Annotated in this window: 16 protein-coding genes; 6 read left to right on the top strand and 10 right to left on the bottom strand. The window is 72.2% G+C overall.

Annotated features, from left to right (window positions below; all coding sequences use genetic code 11):
* Nucleotides 1-21 precede the first annotated feature (21 nt).
* The gene (gene metH, locus D7044_RS00355; protein WP_120687602.1) at nt 22-3,537 is read right to left on the bottom strand and encodes a methionine synthase; all 3,516 of its coding nucleotides are present in this window, start codon (nt 3,535-3,537) and stop codon (nt 22-24) included.
* 258 nt (nt 3,538-3,795) lie between these two features.
* Between metH and D7044_RS00350 the strand changes: the two genes are divergently transcribed.
* Nucleotides 3,796-4,665, top strand: a complete 870-nt coding sequence (locus D7044_RS00350; protein WP_120681453.1) for a PAC2 family protein — start codon at nt 3,796-3,798, stop codon at nt 4,663-4,665.
* 210 nt (nt 4,666-4,875) lie between these two features.
* Nucleotides 4,876-5,667, top strand: coding sequence for a GntR family transcriptional regulator (locus D7044_RS00345; protein WP_120687881.1), 792 nt, complete (start codon nt 4,876-4,878; stop codon nt 5,665-5,667).
* Nucleotides 5,668-5,998: 331 nt separating this feature from the next.
* On the opposite strand, the gene D7044_RS00340 is transcribed toward D7044_RS00345, so the two are convergent.
* From D7044_RS00340 to D7044_RS00320, 5 genes are all read right to left on the bottom strand, one after another.
* Nucleotides 5,999-6,928 (bottom strand): 2-hydroxyacid dehydrogenase, encoded by a 930-nt coding sequence (locus D7044_RS00340; RefSeq protein WP_120681451.1) that lies wholly within the window; start codon nt 6,926-6,928, stop codon nt 5,999-6,001.
* 284 nt (nt 6,929-7,212) lie between these two features.
* On the bottom strand, nt 7,213-8,451 hold the full coding sequence (mshC, locus tag D7044_RS00335) for a cysteine--1-D-myo-inosityl 2-amino-2-deoxy-alpha-D-glucopyranoside ligase (RefSeq protein WP_120687601.1): 1,239 nt from the start codon (nt 8,449-8,451) through the stop codon (nt 7,213-7,215).
* 117 nt (nt 8,452-8,568) lie between these two features.
* Nucleotides 8,569-9,387 carry an SCO1664 family protein gene (locus tag D7044_RS00330; protein WP_120687600.1) on the bottom strand — a complete coding sequence of 273 codons (819 nt, stop codon included), beginning with the start codon at nt 9,385-9,387 and terminating at the stop codon, nt 8,569-8,571.
* A complete protein-coding gene (locus D7044_RS00325) occupies nt 9,384-9,953 on the bottom strand; it encodes a DUF3090 domain-containing protein (RefSeq protein WP_120681445.1) in 570 nt (189 codons plus the stop codon). Before D7044_RS00325 ends, D7044_RS00330 begins: the two co-directional genes overlap by 4 nt.
* 130 nt (nt 9,954-10,083) lie before the next feature.
* Nucleotides 10,084-10,794, bottom strand: coding sequence for a histidine phosphatase family protein (locus tag D7044_RS00320; RefSeq protein ID WP_120681443.1), 711 nt, complete (start codon nt 10,792-10,794; stop codon nt 10,084-10,086).
* A gap of 1,305 nt (nt 10,795-12,099) precedes the next feature.
* On the opposite strand from D7044_RS00320, the gene D7044_RS00315 reads away from it, so the two are divergent.
* Nucleotides 12,100-12,693 (top strand): hypothetical protein, encoded by a 594-nt coding sequence (locus tag D7044_RS00315; protein WP_120687599.1) that lies wholly within the window; start codon nt 12,100-12,102, stop codon nt 12,691-12,693.
* 214 nt (nt 12,694-12,907) lie between these two features.
* Here D7044_RS00315 and D7044_RS00310 read toward each other — a convergent pair whose 3' ends face one another.
* The gene (locus D7044_RS00310) at nt 12,908-13,744 is read right to left on the bottom strand and encodes an undecaprenyl-diphosphate phosphatase (RefSeq protein WP_120687598.1); all 837 of its coding nucleotides are present in this window, start codon (nt 13,742-13,744) and stop codon (nt 12,908-12,910) included.
* Nucleotides 13,741-14,793: an LLM class F420-dependent oxidoreductase gene (locus tag D7044_RS00305; protein WP_120687597.1), complete on the bottom strand. Its 1,053-nt coding sequence runs from the start codon at nt 14,791-14,793 to the stop codon at nt 13,741-13,743. Before D7044_RS00305 ends, D7044_RS00310 begins: the two co-directional genes overlap by 4 nt.
* Nucleotides 14,794-14,986: 193 nt before the next feature.
* Between D7044_RS00305 and D7044_RS00300 the strand changes: the two genes are divergently transcribed.
* Both D7044_RS00300 and D7044_RS00295 read left to right on the top strand, forming a co-directional pair.
* Entirely contained in the window at nt 14,987-15,958 is a 972-nt protein-coding gene (locus D7044_RS00300; RefSeq protein ID WP_120687596.1) for an aldo/keto reductase, read from the top strand.
* A 111-nt stretch (nt 15,959-16,069) separates the two neighbouring features.
* Nucleotides 16,070-16,261 (top strand): DUF5703 family protein, encoded by a 192-nt coding sequence (locus tag D7044_RS00295; RefSeq protein WP_120682271.1) that lies wholly within the window; start codon nt 16,070-16,072, stop codon nt 16,259-16,261.
* A gap of 229 nt (nt 16,262-16,490) precedes the next feature.
* On the opposite strand, the gene D7044_RS00290 is transcribed toward D7044_RS00295, so the two are convergent.
* Complete coding sequence (locus D7044_RS00290; protein WP_120682273.1) at nt 16,491-17,147, bottom strand: hypothetical protein; 657 nt, start codon at nt 17,145-17,147, stop codon at nt 16,491-16,493.
* 57 nt (nt 17,148-17,204) lie between these two features.
* Entirely contained in the window at nt 17,205-18,533 is a 1,329-nt protein-coding gene (locus D7044_RS00285) for a M20/M25/M40 family metallo-hydrolase (RefSeq protein WP_120682458.1), read from the bottom strand.
* A 180-nt stretch (nt 18,534-18,713) separates the two neighbouring features.
* Between D7044_RS00285 and D7044_RS00280 the strand changes: the two genes are divergently transcribed.
* The gene (locus D7044_RS00280; RefSeq protein ID WP_120682275.1) at nt 18,714-19,313 is read left to right on the top strand and encodes a hemerythrin domain-containing protein; all 600 of its coding nucleotides are present in this window, start codon (nt 18,714-18,716) and stop codon (nt 19,311-19,313) included.
* Nucleotides 19,314-19,356 lie beyond the last annotated feature (43 nt).

Here is a 19,356-nt window from a genome sequence, read left to right as displayed (position 1 = left end):
TGGTCAGAGCACTCGCTCGGACTATTTGGCGTTGAAGTAGCTCGCCTCCGGGTGGTGCACCACGATCGCGTCGGTGGCCTGCTCCGGCATCAGCTGGAACTCCTCCGACAGCTGCACGCCGATCCGCTCCGCTCCGAGCAGCTCCACGATCTTGGCGCGGTCCTCCAGATCGGGGCAGGCCGGGTAGCCGAACGCGTACCGGCAGCCCCGGTAGTCGGTGCGCAGCAGGCCGGCCAGGTCCGCCGGATCGTCGGCGGCGAGGGTACGCCCACCGGGCAGCGTCAGCTCGGCACGGACCCGCTTGTGCCAGTACTCGGCGAGCGCCTCGGTGAGCTGGACGGAGAGTCCGTGCACCTCCAGGTAGTCGCGGTACTCGTTGCGGGCGAAGAGCTTCGCGGCGTACTCGCTGACCGGCTGGCCCACCGTGACCAGCTGCAACGCCACCACGTCCAGCTGGTCGCCGCGTGGCCGGAAGAAGTCGGCCAGGCAGAGCCGCCGCTCCTGCCGCTGCCGGGGGAAGGAGAACCGGGCCCGCTCGCTCTGCCCGTTCTCGTCCAGCACCACCAGGTCGTTCCCCTCGCTGTACGCGGGGAAGTACCCGTACACCACGGCCGCCTCGAGCACCTGGTCGGCGATGAGCCGGTCCAGCCAGTACCGCAGCCGCGGCCGCCCCTCGGTCTCCACCAACTCCTCGTACGACGGTCCCTTGCCGCCCCGGGCACCGCGCAGCCCCCACTGCCCCAGGAACGTGGCCCGCTCGTCGAGCAGCGACGCGTAGTCACCGAGCGGCACGCCCTTGACCACCCGAGTGCCGAAGAACGGCGGGGTGGGGACCTCCACGTCCCGGGCCACGTCCGAGCGGACCGACGCGTCGTTCAGCTCCGGCAGCGACTCGACGACCATCGTCCGCTGCCGTTCCCGGCGGGCCCGCCGCGCCGCCAGAGCCGCCTCCCGCTCCGGGTCGACCACCGGCGCGCCACCGCGCTTGGCGGTCATCACCCGGTCCATCAGGGACAGCCCCTCGAAGGCGTCCCGCGCGTAGTGCACCTGCCCGGGGAACATCGACCGCAGGTCGTCCTCGACGTACGCCCGGGTCAGCGCCGCACCGCCCAACAGGACCGGCCAGCGGTCCGCGACCCCGCGACTGGCCATCTCGGCCAGGTTCTCCTTCATGATGACCGTGCTCTTGACCAGCAGCCCGGACATCCCGATCGCGTCGGCGCGGTGCTCCTCGGCGGCGTCGAGGATGGCGCTGATCGGCTGCTTGATGCCGATGTTCACCACGTCGTAGCCGTTGTTGGACAGGATGATGTCGACCAGGTTCTTACCGATGTCGTGCACATCGCCGCGCACGGTCGCCAGGACGATACGGCCCTTGCCGCCGTCCTCGACGGCCTCCATGTGCGGCTCCAGGTGCGCCACCGCGCTCTTCATCACCTCGGCCGACTGGAGCACGAAGGGCAGCTGCATCTGACCGGAGCCGAACAGCTCACCGACGACCTTCATCCCGTCGAGCAGGATGTCGTTGATGATCGACAGCGGCGCCCGTCCCTCGGCCATCGCCGTGTCCAGGTCGGCCTCCAGGCCGTTGCGCTCACCGTCGATGATCCGCCGCTTGAGCCGCTCGTCCAGCGGCAGCGCGGCCAACTCCTCGGCCCGACCGGCGCGCGCCGAGGCGGCGTCGACCCCCTCGAAGATCTCGATGTAGCGCTGCACCGGGTCGTACCCCTCGCGGCGCCGGTCGTAGACCAGGTCGAGGGCCGCCTCGCGCTGCTCGTCGGGGATCTTCGACATCGGCAGGATCTTGCTGGCGTGCACGATCGCCGAGGTGAGCCCGGCCTGTACGCACTCGTGCAGGAAGACCGAGTTGAGCACCTGCCGGGCCGCCGGGTTCAGGCCGAACGAGACGTTGGAGACGCCGAGGGTGAAGTTGACCCCCGGATACCGCTGCGCGATCTCCCGGATCGCCTCGATCGTCTCGATGCCGTCGCGGCGGGTCTCCTCCTGACCGGTGGCGATCGGGAAGGTCAGCGCGTCGATCAGGATGTCGGAGCGGTCCATCCCCCAGCGGCCGGTCAGGTCCTCGATCAGCCGCTCCGCGACCCGGACCTTCCATTCCCGGGTACGGGCCTGCCCCTCCTCGTCGATGAGCAGCGCCACCACCGCCGCGCCGTGCTCCTTGACCACCGGCATCACCCGGGCGTAGCGGGACTCCGGGCCGTCGCCGTCCTCGAAGTTCACCGAGTTGACCACGCAGCGGCCACCGAGCATCTCCAGGCCGGCCTCGATCACCGCCGGCTCCGTCGAGTCCAGCATGATCGGCAGCGTGGAGGCGGTCGCGAACCGGCCCGCCAGTTCTCGCATGTCCTGGGTACCGTCCCGGCCGACGTAGTCGACGCAGACGTCCAGCAGGTGCGAGCCGTCCCGGGCCTGGCTGCGGGCGATCTCCACGCAGGCCCGCCAGTCCCCGGCGAGCATGGCCTCCCGGAACGCCTTCGAGCCGTTGGCGTTGGTCCGCTCCCCCACCATCAGCACCGAGGCGTCCTGGGCGAAGGGCACCGGGTGGTAGACCGACGAGACGCCGGCCTCGTGCTGCGGGGTACGCGGCGCGGCGCTGACCCCTTGCAGCCGCTCGGCGAGCACCTCGATGTGTTCCGGGGTGGTGCCGCAGCAGCCGCCGACCAGCGAGACGCCGTACTCGGTGGCGAAGCGCTCCAGCGCGTCGGCCAGCTCCACGGGGGTGAGCGGGAAGTACGCCCCGTCGGCGGTGAGCACGGGCAGACCGGCGTTCGGCATCACCGACAGCGGGGTACGCGAGTGCTGGGAGAGGTAGCGCAGGTGCTCGCCCATCTCGGCCGGGCCGGTCGAGCAGTTCAACCCGATCAGGTCCACCCCCAGCGGCTCGATCGCCGCCAACGCCGCGCCGATCTCGCTGCCCACCAGCATCGTGCCGGTGGTCTCCACCGCGACGTGACAGATGATCGGCACCACCCGGTCGAGCTCGGCCATCGCCCGCTTCGACCCGACGATGGCCGCCTTCACCTGGAGCAGGTCCTGACAGGTCTCCACGATCAGCGCGTCGGCGCCGCCCTCGATCAGCCCGGCCGCGTTCTGCTGGTAGGCGTCCCGCAGGTCGGTGTACGGGGCGTGGCCGAGGGTGGGCAGTTTCGTGCCGGGACCGATGGAGCCGAGCACGAAGCGGGGCCGCTCGGCGGTGCTGTACGCGTCGGCGGCCTCCCGGGCGAGCCGGGCGCCGGCCTCGGAGAGTTCCCGGATGCGGTGCGGGATGTCGTACTCGGCGAGGTTCGGCAGGTTCGCGCCGAACGTGTTGGTCTCGACGCAGTCCGCGCCGGCGGCCAGGTACGCCTCGTGCACGCCCCGGACCACGTCCGGCCGGGTCACGTTGAGGATCTCGTTGCAGCCCTCGAGCCCGTCGAAGTCGTCCAGGGTGAGGTCGGCGGCCTGCAACATCGTCCCCATCGCCCCGTCGGCGATGAGGATCCGGTCGGCCAACGCGTCGAGAAACGAGATCCGCACGGCCTTAAGGCTAGTGCGGGACCGGGCGTCGCGATCCTCCCCGGCGCGCTGTCCCACATTCTGTCGCCGGGATCACTCTGTCCGGTTCGACCCCCGCTGCGCGCCGGCGGCCCCCCTGACCGGCGCGGCCGACGGGCCGCATGCCGGCCCGGGACGTAGGCTGACGGACGTGAAGGAGAACAGGGACGCCACCATGCACCACCGGCGGACGAGCGGGTTCGGCCCGATCCGCCGCAACGAGCACAGCGAGGTGACGGCGTGACCGAGTTCGACGGGCTGCCGGTGCTGCGTTCACCGGTGGCGATCGCGGCGTTCGAGGGCTGGAACGACGCCGCGGACGCCTCCACCGCAGCGGTGGAGCATCTGGAGCAGGTCTGGCAGGCCCGGCAGGTGGCCGAGCTGGACCCGGAGGACTTCTACGACTTCCAGGTGAGCCGACCGACGATCACGATGGCCGAGGGCGAGACCCGCCGGGTCGAGTGGCCCACCACCCGGTTCATGGTCGCCAGCCCGGAGGGCACCGAGCGGGACGTGGTGCTGATCCGCGGCATCGAGCCGAGCATGCGCTGGCGCACCTTCTGTGAGCAGGTACTGGAGATCTGCCACAGCCTGGAGGTCGAGCGCGTCGTGCTGCTCGGTGCGCTGCTGGCCGACGTGCCGTACACCCGGCCGCTGCCGATCAGCGGCAGCGCGTCGGACGCGCAGGCGGCCGAGCGTTACCAGCTCACGCCCACCCGCTACGACGGTCCGACCGGCATCGTGGGGGTCCTGCACGACGCGTGCAGCCGCGCCGAGGTCGACGCGGTCTCGTTCTGGGTGCACGTGCCGCATTACGCGAACAACCCGCCCTGCCCGAAGGCCACCCTGGCCCTGCTGCACCGGGTCGAGGAGGTGCTGGACCTGCCGGTGCCGATGGCCGACCTGGCCGAGGAGGCCGCCGAGTGGGAACAGCGGGTACGCAACGCGGCAGAGCAGGACGCCGAGCTCGGCGAGTACGTCCGTGAGCTGGAGGAACGCGTCGGCGACGCGGGTATCACCCCGCTGACCGGCGACGAGATCGCCCAGGAGTTCGAGAAGTACCTGCGCCGCCGCGGTGGCTCCGCGGGCCCGACCGCCGGCTCCTGGTAGCCGCCACTCCCCCGCGCCAAGCCCGGGCGGTACGACATCTCGTCGTACCGCCCGGGCTTTTTGCTGGCGTCGTCGGCCTGCTGGCGTCGTCGGCCGCGGGTTCGACCGGTGCGTCGTCGTGTCGGGGGCCGATGATTCTGCGTGTCGGGGTGGCGCAGCGCACCACCGCTAGGGCATCCTAGGAACCTAGATGTGATCAAGGAGGCGGGCATGCAGATCAACCCGGGGGCGGCCGAGTTCCCGCACCGGCAGATCGCCGCGCAGCTCACGACGCGCATCCGGCGGGGAGACTGGGCGCCGGGCGAGCGGCTGCCGTCCATCCCGGCGATGGCCGAGATGTTCGGCGTCGCGAAGCAGACCGTGCAGCGCGCCGTCGACCAGCTGCGGGGCGAGGGCGTCCTCATCACCAAGCCGGGCTCCGGCACCTACGTCCGGGGCACCCGCCGGCGGCTCAACCGCCTCTCCCGGGGACGATACGGCGGCTTCCGCGGCTACCACACCGATCTCGCCGCCCGGTACCGACAGCAGCTGGTCTCGGTCGGCCGCTCCCCCGCCCCGCCCGAGGTGGCCGACGCGTTCGGCGTCTCCGACGGCACGGAGCTGGTCTGCCGCAGGCACCTGGTCCGCACCGAGGACTCCCCCGTCGAGGTCGGCGCCTCCTGGTTCCTGCCGGCCGACGCGGCCGGCACCTCGCTGGAGCGCGCGGAGGCCTTCGGCCGGCCGCTCTACCAGGAGGCCGAGGAGGCGACCGGTCGGCGGTACGTCACCGCCACCGACACGATCAGCGCCCGCCAGCCCAGCCGGGAGGAGGCGGAGACCCTCCAGATCCGGCCCGACACCCCCGTGCTGCACCTGCTGCACGTCGCGTACGACGGCGCCCACAAACCGATCGAGGTCGCCCAGGCGACCTGGCCCGGCCCGATGACCACCCTCACCGAGGAGTACCAGGTCCCCGCCCCGGCGGCCGAGCCGGACCCGGACCCGGGGCTCGTCCTCGGCTGAGCCCCGCGCGGCCGCAGTGTCGGCCCGGACCGGAGACGTCGACCCGGATCTGGGGCGGCGGCGCGAACCCGCGAGGCCCGAACCGGTGGCGTCGGCGGGGCGGCCACGGCGCGCCGCGCGGCCGTAGCGTCGGCCCAGACCCGCGGCGTCGGCGCGCGGCCGCGGCGAAGGTCCAGACCCGCGTCATCGGTGCGTAGCCGCGGCGTCGGCCCGAGCCCGCAGCGTCGGCTCGGTCCCCCCGTCGTCGGCGCGCGGCGGCAGCGTCGACGCCGCGCCCACCGGCGGGACGAACCGGCGGGCGCGTGGCGAACGTCGGTCCCCGCCGGCGCGGTCAATACCCGCCGGTGACCTGGTTGCGCAGCGGCTCGCCGGCCAGGTACCGGCGCAGCTGCGCGGCCACCAACCGGTACACGCGCGGCAGCAGGCCGTGCACCTGGGCGCCCACGTGCGGCGTGATCAGGACGTTCGGCAGGTGCCACAGCGGGTCGCCGGGCGGCAGGGGCTCCGGGTCGGTGACGTCGAGCACCGCGGAGATTCGACCGGTGGCGAGTTCGGCGAAGAGCGCCGTCGGGTCGGCGACCGGGCCGCGGGCGGCGTTGACCAGCATCGCGCCGTCGGCCATGGCGGCGAGGAAGCGGGCGTCCACGAGTCGACGGGTCTCGGTGGTGAGCGGCACGAGCAGGACGACGATGTCCGCGGCCGGCAGCAGGCGCGGCAGGTCGGTGACCGCGTGCACCCCCTCGGCCGGGCGCGCGCTGCGTGCGACGAAGGTCAACTCCACCTCGAACGGGGCCAGCCTGGCCGCCACCGCGGACCCGATCGAGCCGGCCCCGATGATCAGAACCCGCTTGCCGGCGAGTTCGTCGGTCGGCAGGTACGGCTCGGTGGTCCAGACGCCCCGATCCTGGGCGCGCAGGAACGACGGGAAGGCGCGCAGCTGCGACAGGATCCCGGTGACCACCCACTCGGCGGTGGAGGAGTCGTGCACGCCCCGGGCGTTGCAGAGGATCACCCCTGCCGGCGTCCGGTCGACCCAGGCTTCCGCTCCCGCACTCGGCAGCTGCACCACCCGCAGGTCCGGCAACTCGGTGATGAGGTGGCTCGTGTCGTGGGGCATACCGATGAACGTCGGCAGCCAGAACTCGACCCCGTCCGGCGCCGAGGGGAGGTTCTGCGGATCGTCGGCGACCTCGACGACCACACTGTCGGGCAAGTCACCAAGAACCGGAATGCCGAACTTGTGAGGAATCCACACCTTCATGTTTGGCGACGCTAGCCAACCAAGGCCGTTCGATCCCTGTGGGGCCGACCGAATGTGCTGGTAAACAGCTTGTGAGGTCCGTCCTAGCGGAATGCCCGAAGCGCCGGACCGACGCCGAAAAGCGGCACCGACGTCCGGTCCCGGGATGGCGGCGCGCCACGCCATCCGACGCCGACGCCCCCGGTCCGAGACGGAACCGGGGGCGTCGGTCTACGACGGGCCGGGCGACCGAGCGGGTCCCCGGCGGGAGAATCAGCTGACGGCGGGGTCAGCGGCGGAACGGGTCAGAGGCGGACGCCGAGGAGGGCGTCGACGGTGTCGGCGAAGAGCGCGGGCGCGCTCGGGTCGCCGCCTGCGCCGGCCAGCGCCTGCTCGGCCCAGGCGTCGGCGAGCTGGAGCGCGCCCGGGCTGTCGAGATCGTCGGCGAGGCGGGCGCGTACGCCGGCCAGCAGCTCGGCCCCGGACGGACCGGCGGGCGCGGCGGCGGCCTGCCGCCAGCGGGCCAGCCGCTCCTGCGCGGCGGTCAGCAGCTCGTCGGTCCAGGTGCGGTCACTGCGGTAGTGGCCGGACAGCAGCGCCAGCCGGACCGCCATCGGGTCGACCTGGTCCGCGCGCAGCCGGGAGACGAAGACCAGGTTGCCCCGGGACTTCGACATCTTCTCGCCGTCCAGGCCGATCATGCCGGCGTGCACGTAGTGCTGGGCGAACGGGGCCTCGCCGGTCAGCCGCTCGGCGTGCGCCGCGGACGCCTCGTGGTGCGGGAAGAGCAGGTCGTTGCCGCCGCCCTGCACGTCGATCCGGTCACCGAGCAGGTCCAGGGCGATCACCGCGCACTCGATGTGCCAGCCGGGACGCCCGGCGCCCAGCTCGCCGCCCGGCCAGGAGGGCTCGCCCTCCCGGGCGCCCCGCCAGAGCAGCGGGTCGAGCGGGTCGCGCTTGCCGTCCCGGTCCGGGTCACCGCCGCGCTCCGGGAAGATCTCCAGCATCTCGGCGCGGCTGAGGTTGGACTCGTAGCCGAAGCGGGGCGAGGCGGAGATGTCGAAGTACACGTCGCCGGTGCCGTCGTCGAGGCGGTAGGCGGCCCCGTCCTTGAGCAGCAGCTGCACCTTCTCGGCGATGTCCGGGATCGACTCGACCGCGCCGACGTAGTTTGCCGGCGGGATGATCCGCAGGGCCTCCATGTCCTCCCGGAACAGGGCGGTCTCCCGCATGGCGAGGACCTTCCAGTCCTCACCGTCGCGCGCGGCGCGCTCCAGCAGCGGGTCGTCGATGTCGGTGACGTTCTGCACGTACCGCACCGTCCGCCCGGCGTCGCGCCACACCCGCTGCACCAGGTCGAACGTGATCATGGTCGCGGCGTGACCGAGGTGGGTCGCGTCGTACGGCGTGATGCCACAGACGTACATCCGCGCCACGTCGGCGGGATCGCTCGGGTGGAGGCCCTGCCGCGCCGAGTCGTACAACGCAAGCGGTCCGCCCCTACCGGGCAGCCGCGGCACCTCATGTCCCGCCCACGGTTCCATTCCGTCAGCCTATCCAGCCGCAGGACGACGGACGGGAGCGCCACCGAGTGATCAACATGACAGCGGCCGTACGCCTCGGCATCCGCGCGGCACCGGCCGGTCGGGGAGTACGCGGGGTCAGATCGGCGGCCAGGGGACCGCGGGCCACTCCTCCGGGGGCAGCGGGAACCGGCCGCTGTCCCGCAGCCGATCGATCCGGGCCGCCAGCTCGACGATCTCGCTGATCGTCAGATGCTCGGCCAGCTCCTCCCCGAGCGCTCCGGCGACCTGGCCGGCGAGCGCGTCGAGCACCTCCAGCGCGTCCGGCGGCAGCTGCCGGCCCGCCCAGCCCCAGAGCACCGTCCGCAGCTTCTCCTCGACGTGGAAACTCACCCCGTGATCCACGCCGTAGATCCGGTCCTCCGTGCCCAGCAGCACGTGCCCGCCCTTACGGTCCGCATTGTTGATCACCGCGTCGAGCACCACGAGGCGGGCCAGTCGGGGGTCGTCGGCGTGCGCCAGGGCGTACGGGGTGCCGTCGTCGTCCCGCGCCGCCGCGATCGGGAACCAGCGGGGCGGCAGCGCGTCGGCCGGCACGAACCCGACCAGCGGCTCCGCGTCGGCGGGCTCGTCGATCCAGAGCTGGCAGGAGCCCGTTCCGAAGGGCCCGTCGCGCAGCACGGTCGGCGGGATCAGGTCCCAGCCGGTGGCCCGGGAGACCAGGTACGCCGCGACCTCACGGCCGGCGAGGGTGCCGTCGGGGAAGTCCCAGAGCGGACGCTCCCCGCGCACCGGCTTGTACACGCAGTGGGCGCTCACCCCGTCGAGGGTCAGCACCCCGCGCAGCGTGGCGTTCGACGCGTCGACGAGCCGCCCCTCGAGGGTCAGCTCGCCGTCGCGCAGCAACCGGAGCGCCGCGCTGCCGTCCTGTCGTGGCTGGATGCCGGACGACGTCACCGGTGGTAACCGTTGTGCCGCGGGCAGAGGTGCCCGGCGGGGTCCAGTGGCTGGCCGCAGAGCGGGCACGGCGGACGGCCGGCATTGACCACCCGGCGGGCGCGCTCGATGAACTCCCGGGTCGCCTGCGGGGTCAGCCGGACCCGAAGACGGTCGAGGTCCTCGTCCGGCTCGTCGTCGGAGTCCTCCTCCTCGTCGCCGAGCTCGACCTCGGCCTCCGCCTCACCGGCGGCGATCGCCTCGATCACCACGGTCGCCGTGTCCACGTCGAAGGCCAGGCCGAGGGTGCCGACGCGGAACTCCTCGTCGACGGGCGTGTCCAGCGGGTCGTTGTCGCCGACCGCCCGGGGCGCCTCGGGCAGCTCCACCCCGAACCGGCGGTGCGCCTCGGTCAGCAGCTCCTCGAGCTTCTCGGCGAGCAGGGACACCTGGACCTTCTCCAGCGCGACGCTGACCAGCCGACCGCCACCGCGGGCCTGGAGGAAGAACGTCCGCTCCCCCGGCGGCCCGACGGTCCCGGCGACGAACCGCTCCGGCGGCTCGAAGGCGTGCACCTGGTGGCTCATACTCACGACCCTATCCGGCCCGTCCTGGCGTCGCGCACCCCACCGACCCGAATCGCCACCGCGCGCCACACCCCGCGCACCGACGTGTGACGCCCGACTCCCGGGGCGTCACCGCGCCTACCGTACGTGATCATCGAGTGCTGCCGGCGCCACCGCCCACCGCCGCGTCCGAGTCGACCCGGCGGGCCGCCCGCCGCCGCTTCGGCCGCGGCGGAACCAGGCCGCTCAGGTCGCCACCGGTGTCGTTGAGCCGGGTCAGGAACGGGCGCAGCGGGGTGTAGCGGATCACCGTCACCGACGCCGGGTCGGCCACGATCCGCTGAAAGAGATCCAGGTGTACGCCGAGCGCGTCCGCCACGATGGCCTTGATCACATCGCCGTGGCTGCACGCCAGCCAGAGCGCCTCGGGACCGTGCTCGGCGGTGACCCGGGCGTCCCAGGAGCGCACCGCCGAGACGGCGCGCGCCGCCATGGCCGCCATCGCCTCCCCCTCGGGGAAGACCACGGCACTCGGGTGCTGCTGGACGACCGGCCAGAGCGGGTCCTTCGCCAGCTTCTTGAGCGGCTGCCCCTCCCAGCTGCCGTACCCGCACTCGATGAGCCCCTCCTCGACCACCGGGGAGGCGTCCGGCAGCGCCAACTCCAGGGTCTGCCGGCAACGGATCAGCGGACTGGTCACCACCGCCGCCAACGGCAGGCCGCGCAGCCGCTCCCCCGCCGCGGTCGCCTGCGCGCGGCCGGTCTCGTCCAACTCCACCGGTTGCCGCCCGGCAAGGCCGCCGTCGGCGTTCGCGGTCGTCCGGCCGTGTCGCAGAAGCAGAAGGGTCGCCACGGTCACCACCCTAGGGCCTCCCCCGTCGCCCCGGGCCACCGCGCGACCGCTGTCCCGACCACGACCCCCCGACTTCCTTTTAGATCGGCTTGATGTCGGGGTGTCCGGGTCGTCCGGATGCCCCGACATCAAGGAACCCGAGTTGACCATGGGGCGCGGATCGGGCGGGCTGCATGTGACTGGATCGCGCTCGCGGTTCACTTCCGTCGAGTCGCTGTCGCGGGTCGCCGTCGGCGCGCTTGCTGGGCTGATCGACGCGAGGTGCCTGATGTCGGGACGCCCCGGCGGGATGATGCGACGACCGTACGGCCCTCGAATGGAACTTCGCGCGGATCAGGCCGGCACCCCCGCGCAGAGCCCGGTCGCTGGCGCCTATCCGCCGCCCCGCCAGGCGCGCAAACCAGACACATCGCGTTCATCGCCCCGTGCGCGCCGATTGATCGACTCGGTTTCCTTGATGTCGGGGTGTCCCGTTCGCGTGATGCCCCGACTTCAAGGACCCCGAGTCGATCACGAGCGGCGCCTGGGGTGATTCGCGAACGGTGTCCGGTTCGCGGCCGCGCGGGCCCTCGAACGGACCTTCGCGCGGATCGGGCCGGCACCCCCGGGCAGGGCCCGGCGCTGGGCACTACCCCGCAGCCCCTCCAGGCGGGCAAATCGGACACATCGCGTTCATCGCCCCAAGCGCGCCAATGATCGACTCGGGTTCCTTGATGTCGGGGTGTCCCGGCCGCGTGATGCCCCGACTTCAAGGACCCCGAGTCGATCACGGGTCGCGCCTGGGGTGAATGGCGCGCAATGTCCGGTCCTCGGCCAGCGCGGTCTGGGACGCGGCCAACCAGCCTGGGCGGTTCCGGGCGGTTTCGGGGTGTGACCGGTGGCATCCTCAGGCCGGAATCGTGGCCGGGTCGCGGGCGTTGAACAGCCCCGACGGCCGAGGTAGCAGCCCGCCGCCCGGTAGCGCATCCGACCGGGCCGGGCACGGCAAAGGCCCCCGGGAATGATGGTGGGCCGCCGGTCGTTGAACACGGTCCCGCCGCACGACCTCTCCGGGTCGCAGCGGGCCACGGTCACCAAGCCCCCGAGACCCCCGGGCATGTCGCCAGGAATGATGGCGGGTCGCCGACCGTTGAACACCGTCCCGGCGTGGTGAAGCCCCCCGCCTCACCCCGGGACCCCGGCCCCGCGAACACCCCCGGTTCGCGCAGGCGCCGACCGACCACAAACTTTTCCCCCTTTCTGTGAAGCGCCCGAGCGTGGCGCTGACCTGCACCCCCCCCGGGTGTGGGTCATCACCCCCGAAGGAGCTTTGACATGAACACGATCATGCGTAAGAGCGTTCTCGGTATCGCTGGTCTCGCGTTCGCCGGTGGTGTCATCGGTGGCCCCGTCGCCGCCCACGCCGCCACCCCCACCATCGACGCCAAGCCCGTCGCTGTCGTGCACGTCGACAAGCCGGCCGTGGACAAGGGCAAGCTGATGCCCAACGGCACCCACGGCACCCAGTCCCGCATCAACCTGAACGACGAGCAGACGGCCAACGTGAAGGCGATCATCGCCGCCACGAAGAAGTCGGACATGAACGAGCGGGCCGCGGTCATCTCCATCGCCACCAGCCTGCAGGAGTCGAAGCTGCACAACCTGGGTCACCTGGGTGACGCCAACGACCACGACTCGCTGGGCCTGTTCCAGCAGCGCCCCACCTCCGGCTGGGGCACCCCGGAGCAGATCACCGACCCGCAGTACTCCACCACCGCGTTCCTCAAGGGCCTCAAGCAGGTCGACGGCTGGCAGGACATGCCGCTGACCGACGCCGCCCAGACCGTCCAGGTCTCCGCCTACCCCGACGCCTACGCCCAGTGGGAGCAGCAGGCCGCCGACCTCGTGGCCCAGTACTGGAACAGCTGACAACCAAACAGCACGACCAACCGCTGGCCGGCACCCCACACGGGCGCCGGCCAGCGGCGTATCCGCCCCACAAAACGGAAGCCCAAGCAGCGCGCCGCGGCGCGTATGAGGGTGCAGAGCAAGACGGAGTGCAGAGCAAGCGGTCGGCAGCGCAACAGCACGACGGCCGGCACCCCAGGGCGGGGTGCCGGCCGTCGGCGTAACGGGTCGGCGGTCAGGTGGCGCTGATGGTGCCGGTCATCAGCAGCGCGAGGACCAGCGTGCCCAGCGCCACCCGGTAGAGCACGAAGACGTACAGGGTGTGGTGGGCGACGTAGCGCAGCAGCCAGGCGATCGCCGCGTACCCGACGCCGAAGGCGATGATCGTGGCCACGACCAGCATGGCGACGGTCGGGGCTGCCGTGCCGGGCGCCGCCGGCTCGAACACGTCCCCGAGGCTGAACACGCCGGAGAGCACCACCGCCGGAATGGCCAGCAGGAACGAGTAGCGGGCCGCCGTCTCCCGGGTGAGGTTGAGCAGCAGGCCGGCGGTGAGCGTGCCGCCGGACCGGGACACTCCCGGGATGAGCGCCATGGCCTGGGCGAAGCCCATGACGACGCCGTCGCGCATCCGGAAGTTCTCCAGGGAGCGGGTCTGGCGGCCCCAGTACTCGGCGAAGGCGAGCACGAAGGCGAAGACGATCAGCGTGGTGGCCACCAGCCAGAGGTTGCGGCCGGCGGTGCGGATCTGGTCCTTGAACAGGAAGCCGAAGATGCCGATGGGGATCGTACCGACGATCACGTACCAGGCCATCCGGTAGTCCAGGCTGGAGCGCACGGACTTGTCCCAGATTCCGACGACCCAGGTACGGGTGATCCGCCAGATGTCCTTCGCGAAGTAGATCAGCACGGCCGCTTCGGTGCCCAGCTGGGTCACCGCGGTGAACGACGCGCCGGCGTCCCGCCCGAAGAAGAGCTCGGAGGTGATCCGTAGGTGCCCCGACGAGCTGACCGGCAGGAATTCCGTGAGCCCCTGGACCAGGCCCAGGACGATGGCCTCAACCCAGGTCACTCGCCAACTCCAGCAAGCTCGAGCGCCTCGGCGACGGTACGAAGGGTCTGCACACCGCTCTCCCGATCCGCCACGAAGAGCGTGACCGACAGCGTGGTCACACCGGCGGCCGCGTACTCCCGCAACCGGTCGGCGATGCGTTCCTTCGGCCCGAGCAGCGACGTACGGTCGATGAACTCCAGCGGCACCGCGGCGGCGGCGTCCCGATGCTGCTTGCCCAGGTAGAGGTCCTGCACCTCGCGGGCGGCGTCACCGTAGCCCATCCGGGTGGCCAACTGGTTGTAGAAGTTCTGCTTGCGGCTGCCCATGCCGCCGACGTAGAGCGCCGCATACCAGCGGACCAGTTCGGCGCAGGCGGCGACGTCGTCGCCGACGACCACCGGCACGGACGGCACCACGTCGAAGCCGGCCAGCTCCTTGCCGGCCCGCTCCCGGCCGGCGCGTACGGCGGCGAGCTGCTCCTGCGCGAACTCGGGGGCGTAGAAGACGGCGAGCCAGCCGTCGGCGATCTCACCGGCGAGTTCGAGGTTCTTCGGGCCGACGGCGGCCAGGTAGATCGGTATGTGGTCGCGGGGCGGATGGAAGCTCAACCGCAGCGCCTTGCCGGGGCCGTCGGGCAGCGGCAGGGTGTAGTGCTCGCCGTCGTAGGCGACCTCCTTGCGCGCCACGGCGAGCTTGACGATGTCCACGAACTCGCGGGTGCGGGCGAGGGGCTTGCCGAAGCGGACACCGTGCCAGCCCTCGGAGACCTGCGGCCCGGACACCCCGAGACCCAGCCGGAACCGGCCCGCGGAGAGAGTGTCGATGGTCGCCGCTGTCATCGCGGTGGCGGCGGGTGTGCGGGCGGGGATCTGCATCACCGCGCTGCCCAGGTCGATCCGTTCGGTCTGCCCGGCGATCCAGGCCAGCATGCTGGGCGAGTCGGAGCCGTACGCCTCCGCCGCCCACACCACCGAGTAACCGAGCCGGTCCGCCTCCTGGGCGAGGGCCAGGTGATCGGCCGGTGTGCTCCATGCCGTCTGGTATCCCAGGCTGAGCCCGAGTCGCAATGGTCCTCCCCCATCGGCTCCACAGGTCGCATCAGGTTACGCAATGCCGGTGAACGACTGGATCACCGGCTCACCGAAACGGCGATGGAGTGGGCGGATTCGGGCGCGACAGCGGCAGGAACACCGGCAGAACCCGGGAGACATGACGGGAGCGAGGATATCGGTTGCGCCGTGTTCGAAATAAGGTTCACCCATGCAACAGCGACCGCTCGGCCGAAGCGGGCTGGCGGTTTCGCGGCTCGCGCTCGGCACCATGACCTGGGGTCGGGACACCGATGCCGACGATGCGGCCGCCCAGCTGAAGAGTTACCTCGACGCGGGCGGCAACCTGATCGACACAGCCGACGTCTACGGCGACGGCGACGCCGAGTCGGTGATCGGGTCGCTGCTCGGCGCTCTGGTGCCCCGCGACGAGCTGCTGATCGCCACGAAGGCGGGACTGCGACCGGGTAACGGCCGCCGCCGCGACAACTCCCGAGGCCATCTGCTGCGTACGCTCGACGCCTCGCTGCGCCGCCTCGGCACCGATCACGTCGACCTGTTCCAGGTGCACGGCTACGACCCGGACACCCCGCTGGAGGAGACCCTGGCCACGCTCGACCACGCCGTGGCCAGCGGCCGGGTCCGGTACGTCGGCGTGTCGAACTTCTCCGGCTGGCAGACCGCCCGCGCGGCGGCCTGGCAGGCGGCCTGGCCGGGGCGGTCGCCGGTGGTGGCCGCCCAGGTGGAGTACTCGCTGCTGGAGCGGGGCGTGGAGCGGGAGGTGCTGCCCGCCTGCGACGCGCTCGGCCTGGGGGTGCTGCCCTGGTCTCCGCTGGGGCGGGGGGTGTTGACCGGCAAGTACCGGCACGGCCGCCCGGCCGACTCCCGGGCCGCCTCGCCGCACTTCGAGCGTTTCGTCGCCACCTACCTGGAGCCGCGCTGCTCGAGCATCGTGGAGGCGGTGGCCACCGCGGCCGGCGGGCTGGGCGTCTCGCCGCTGGAGGTGGCGCTGGCCTGGGTGCGGGACCGGCCCGGCGTGACGGCGCCCATCCTCGGCGCCCGCACGGTGGGCCAGCTGCTCGGGGCGCTTCAGGTGGAGCGGATGACGCTGCCGGAAGAGATCATCACCGCGTTGGAGGATGTCTCGGCGGTGCCGGTCGGCTACCCCGAGCGCGACAGCTGAGGCGGCGAACCGGCCAGGGTGCCACCTGTGGGCACGAAGCGCCCGCGGCAGCGGTGTCGATCACCCCGCCGGGGGTGGCAAACCACCGCCGGCCTGGGCAGCATAGGGAACATGGACTACGAATACGCGCCGCTGCGGTTGCCATCGAACGTCGACCGGCTGACCGCCGCGGCGCAGCTGGCAATCCAGGCGGAGTTCTCCGGATGGGAGCTGGCCCGGGTGCGGCTGTTCCGGGACGGCACGCGGCAGGTGATGCTGCGTCGCCGCCGGGTCAACCAGCCGCAGCCGGGCCTCTCGTACTGAACGAACCGCCAGGCGTACGCCCCGGGGCCCGTGCCGTACGGCCGGACCCCGGGGCGGCATCGCCTAGGGCATATGCCAAAGTCCCTGGCCGGCCTGCGGCGGGCCCAGACGACGACCGGCGGCGTCGGCGCTTCGTCCGGATACAACACCGGTATCCGAACGAATCCCCGCCTTGCCGGACCGCCGCCTGGACTCCGCCTCGGCTCGACCGAGGACTTCGACACACGCCCTAGTGGACGTGGTCGTGCTCGTCGTCGAGCTCGAGGAACGGGTGCTCGTCGAGGCGGCCGATCAGCCGGTCGTCGGCGGCCGGCTGGAACGGGCCGACCGCGTCGTCGTCCTCGAACGACTCCAGGTCGACCGGGGTGCCGACCTCGCTGACCATCACCACCCCGTCGAGCGGTTCCAGCTCGGGGATGTCCAGCGCGCTGAGCGAGCCGTCGCCGCTCTGCAGCAGCTCCAGCACCGCCTCGCCGACCCCCTCGACCGGCGCCGGCTCGTCGTCCTCCGGGGTGCTGTCCCGGCGGGCCACCTCGGCGACCCGCATCAGCGCGGAGACGCTGGGCACCCGGTAGTCGCGGCGCTGGCGTACCGAGATCACCCGCGGGTGCGGGTCGGTGGCCTCGATCGCCTCGGCGCCGCCGGCGAAACGCTCGTCGGCCTCGTCCGGGTCGATCGCCTCGACGTCCCAGGGGGTGACTTCACCGAAGGCGTCCAGGAGACGCTCGTCGTAGGCGTGGGAGGCGTTGTTCAAAGCGACGTACGCCTGCCAGACGTCGTCGTCGTCGATGCGGCCGTCGGCGGCGCGTACCGCGGACAGGTGGCGACGGGCCGCGTCGATCACCCGCTCGAGAGCAGCGTCCAGCTCACCGTGCTGGTCGGTCATGCGAGGTGTTCCCTTCACGATGGGAGGTGCCGCGCGGGCGCAGCAACCGGAGGCGGGTCAGCAGGTACGCAGGAACCGGTCGAGAACCCGCACGCCGAACTGTAGCCCGTCCACCGGAACCCGCTCGTCAATGCCATGGAACAACGCGGAGAAGTTCAGGTCGGCCGGCAGTCGCAGCGGGGCGAAACCGAAGCAGCGGATGCCGAGTTGGGCGAAGGCCTTCGCGTCGGTGCCGCCGGAGAGCATGTACGGCACCGGGTGCGCGCCCGGGTCCTCGGCGCGCAGCGCGGCGGACATCGCGTCGACCAGGTCACCGTCGAAGGTGGTCTCGATGGCCGGCTGGCGCTGGATGTACTCGATGGCGATGTCCGGCCCGATAAGCGCGCGGAGCTGCTCCTCGAGCAGCTCCGACTGGCCGGGCAGGCTGCGGCAGTCGATGGTGGCGGTGGCCCGGCCGGGGATGACGTTGTCCTTGTAGCCGGCGGTCAGGCGGGTGGGGTTGGCGGTGTTGCGGATCGTGGCGCCGATGATGTTGGCGATCGGCCCCAGCTTGGCGATCGCGGCCTCCGGGTCCTCCGGGTCCAGCTCGATGCCGAGCAGCTCGGAGACCTCTTCGAGGAAGGCCCGTACGGTCGGGGTGACCACCACCGGGAAGCGGTGCCGGCCGATGCGGGCGACGGCCTCGGCGAGGGCGGTGACGGCGTTGTCGTCGTGGACCATCGAGCCGTGCCCCGGGCGGCCCTTGGCGTGCAGCCGCAGCCAGTCCACGCCCTTCTCGGCGGTCTCGATGAGGTAGAGCCGCCGGGCGTCGTCGACGGAGTAGGAGAAGCCGCCGACCTCGCCGATCGCCTCGGTGCAGCCGTCGAAGATGTCCCGGTGGTGGCGGGTGAGGAAGTGCGCTCCGTAGTCACCGCCGGCCTCCTCGTCGGCGGTGTACGCGAGCACGATGTCGCGGGTGGGGCGTACGCCGGTGCGCTGCCAGTGCCGCACGACGGCGAGCACCATCGCGTCGAAGTCCTTCATGTCGATCGCGCCGCGACCCCACAGGTAGCCGTCGCGGATCTCACCGGAGAACGGGTGCACCGACCACTCGTCGGCGTCGGCCGGCACCACGTCCAGGTGGCCGTGCACCAGCAGCGCGCCGCGGCCGGGGTCGGTGCCGGGGATCCGGGCGACGAGGTTGGCCCGGCCGGGGGCGGACTCGTGGAGCTGGGATTCGACGCCGACCTCGGCGAGCTTCTCCGCCACGTACTCGGCGGCGGCGCGCTCGCCCGCGCTGGTGTCGTTGTCACCGGTGTTGGAGGTGTCGATCCGGAGCAGGTCACGGCAGAGGTCGACGACCTCGTCGGTGAGGGCGGGTCGGGCGGAGGTGGCGTCGCTCGTCATCGCTTCTTCATACCAGCCGCGGCGTCCGATCGACTCGCCGCGGCCGGGTCGGCGGTCGTGCGCCACCGTCTCCCGCGGCGGGTCGGCGGTGGGCGCGGTTTCGCGATCCGCCGCCCCGGGTACCGCCGCCCGCGACCGCACGTCCCCGATCCGCACCCCCGGCCAGACGAGGAGAGCACGATGACCGTTCCCCTGCCTCCGCTGCCACCCGCCCCCGACGAGGGCTACCGGCCCGGTGGTCGCAGCGTCGCCGACATCGTCGGGCAGGAGCACCGGCAGCTGCTGGAGCTCGTGGCGCGGCTGACCGGGCCGGACCCCACCGCCGACGAGCAGCTGGCGGTGCTGACCGCCGCGCTCTCCCGGCACCTCTCCGCCGAGGAGCAGTACCTGCTGCCGGCGGTGCGGTCGGCGGTGCCCGAATCGGCCGATCGGGTGGACCGGATCCTCGACGCGGACGCCGCGCTGCTGGGCGCGCTGCGCACGCTCGCCGAGGACGACCTCAACGACGTCGCCGAGCGGGTCCGCCGCCACGTCGAGGAGGTGGGCGCGCTGGTCGTGGAGCTACGCGCGGTGGCGACCGAGGAGGAGTTGATCCGGCTCGGCAACCGCCTGGAGATCGCCGAGGAGGCCGCGCCGACCCGGCCGCACCCGGACACCCCGGCCACTCCGCCGTGGAACCGGGTGGTCGAGCCGGCGCTGGGCGTGGTGGACAAGGTCCGCGACGTGGTCAGCGGCAGGCCCACCTACCTCGCCGACCTTCCGGAGCAGCCGCGCGGCTGACCGCCGACCTTCATCCATAATCGCCGATCCATCCGGCTCTTCC

Source organism: Micromonospora musae (assembly GCF_003626635.1).
GTDB classification, from domain to species: domain Bacteria; phylum Actinomycetota; class Actinomycetes; order Mycobacteriales; family Micromonosporaceae; genus Micromonospora; species Micromonospora musae.
Note: the sequence above shows the minus strand (reverse complement) of the source record. Positions and strands in the feature narration are given on the sequence as shown.

Bases quoted from the DNA above. Each gene is read 5' to 3' on its own strand.
- D7044_RS00325 (WP_120681445.1), bottom strand. From the start codon at position 9,953: ATGAGCCACCAGGTGCACGCCTTCGAGCCGCCGGAGCGGTTCGTCGCC.
- D7044_RS00300 (WP_120687596.1), top strand. From the start codon at position 14,987: ATGCAACAGCGACCGCTCGGCCGAAGCGGGCTGGCGGTTTCGCGGCTC.
- D7044_RS00340 (WP_120681451.1), bottom strand. From the start codon at position 6,928: ATGAAGGTGTGGATTCCTCACAAGTTCGGCATTCCGGTTCTTGGTGAC.
- D7044_RS00315 (WP_120687599.1), top strand. From the start codon at position 12,100: ATGAACACGATCATGCGTAAGAGCGTTCTCGGTATCGCTGGTCTCGCG.
- D7044_RS00295 (WP_120682271.1), top strand. From the start codon at position 16,070: ATGGACTACGAATACGCGCCGCTGCGGTTGCCATCGAACGTCGACCGG.
- mshC (WP_120687601.1), bottom strand. From the start codon at position 8,451: ATGGAACCGTGGGCGGGACATGAGGTGCCGCGGCTGCCCGGTAGGGGC.
- D7044_RS00280 (WP_120682275.1), top strand. From the start codon at position 18,714: ATGACCGTTCCCCTGCCTCCGCTGCCACCCGCCCCCGACGAGGGCTAC.
- D7044_RS00345 (WP_120687881.1), top strand. From the start codon at position 4,876: ATGCAGATCAACCCGGGGGCGGCCGAGTTCCCGCACCGGCAGATCGCC.
- D7044_RS00290 (WP_120682273.1), bottom strand. From the start codon at position 17,147: ATGACCGACCAGCACGGTGAGCTGGACGCTGCTCTCGAGCGGGTGATC.
- D7044_RS00285 (WP_120682458.1), bottom strand. From the start codon at position 18,533: ATGACGAGCGACGCCACCTCCGCCCGACCCGCCCTCACCGACGAGGTC.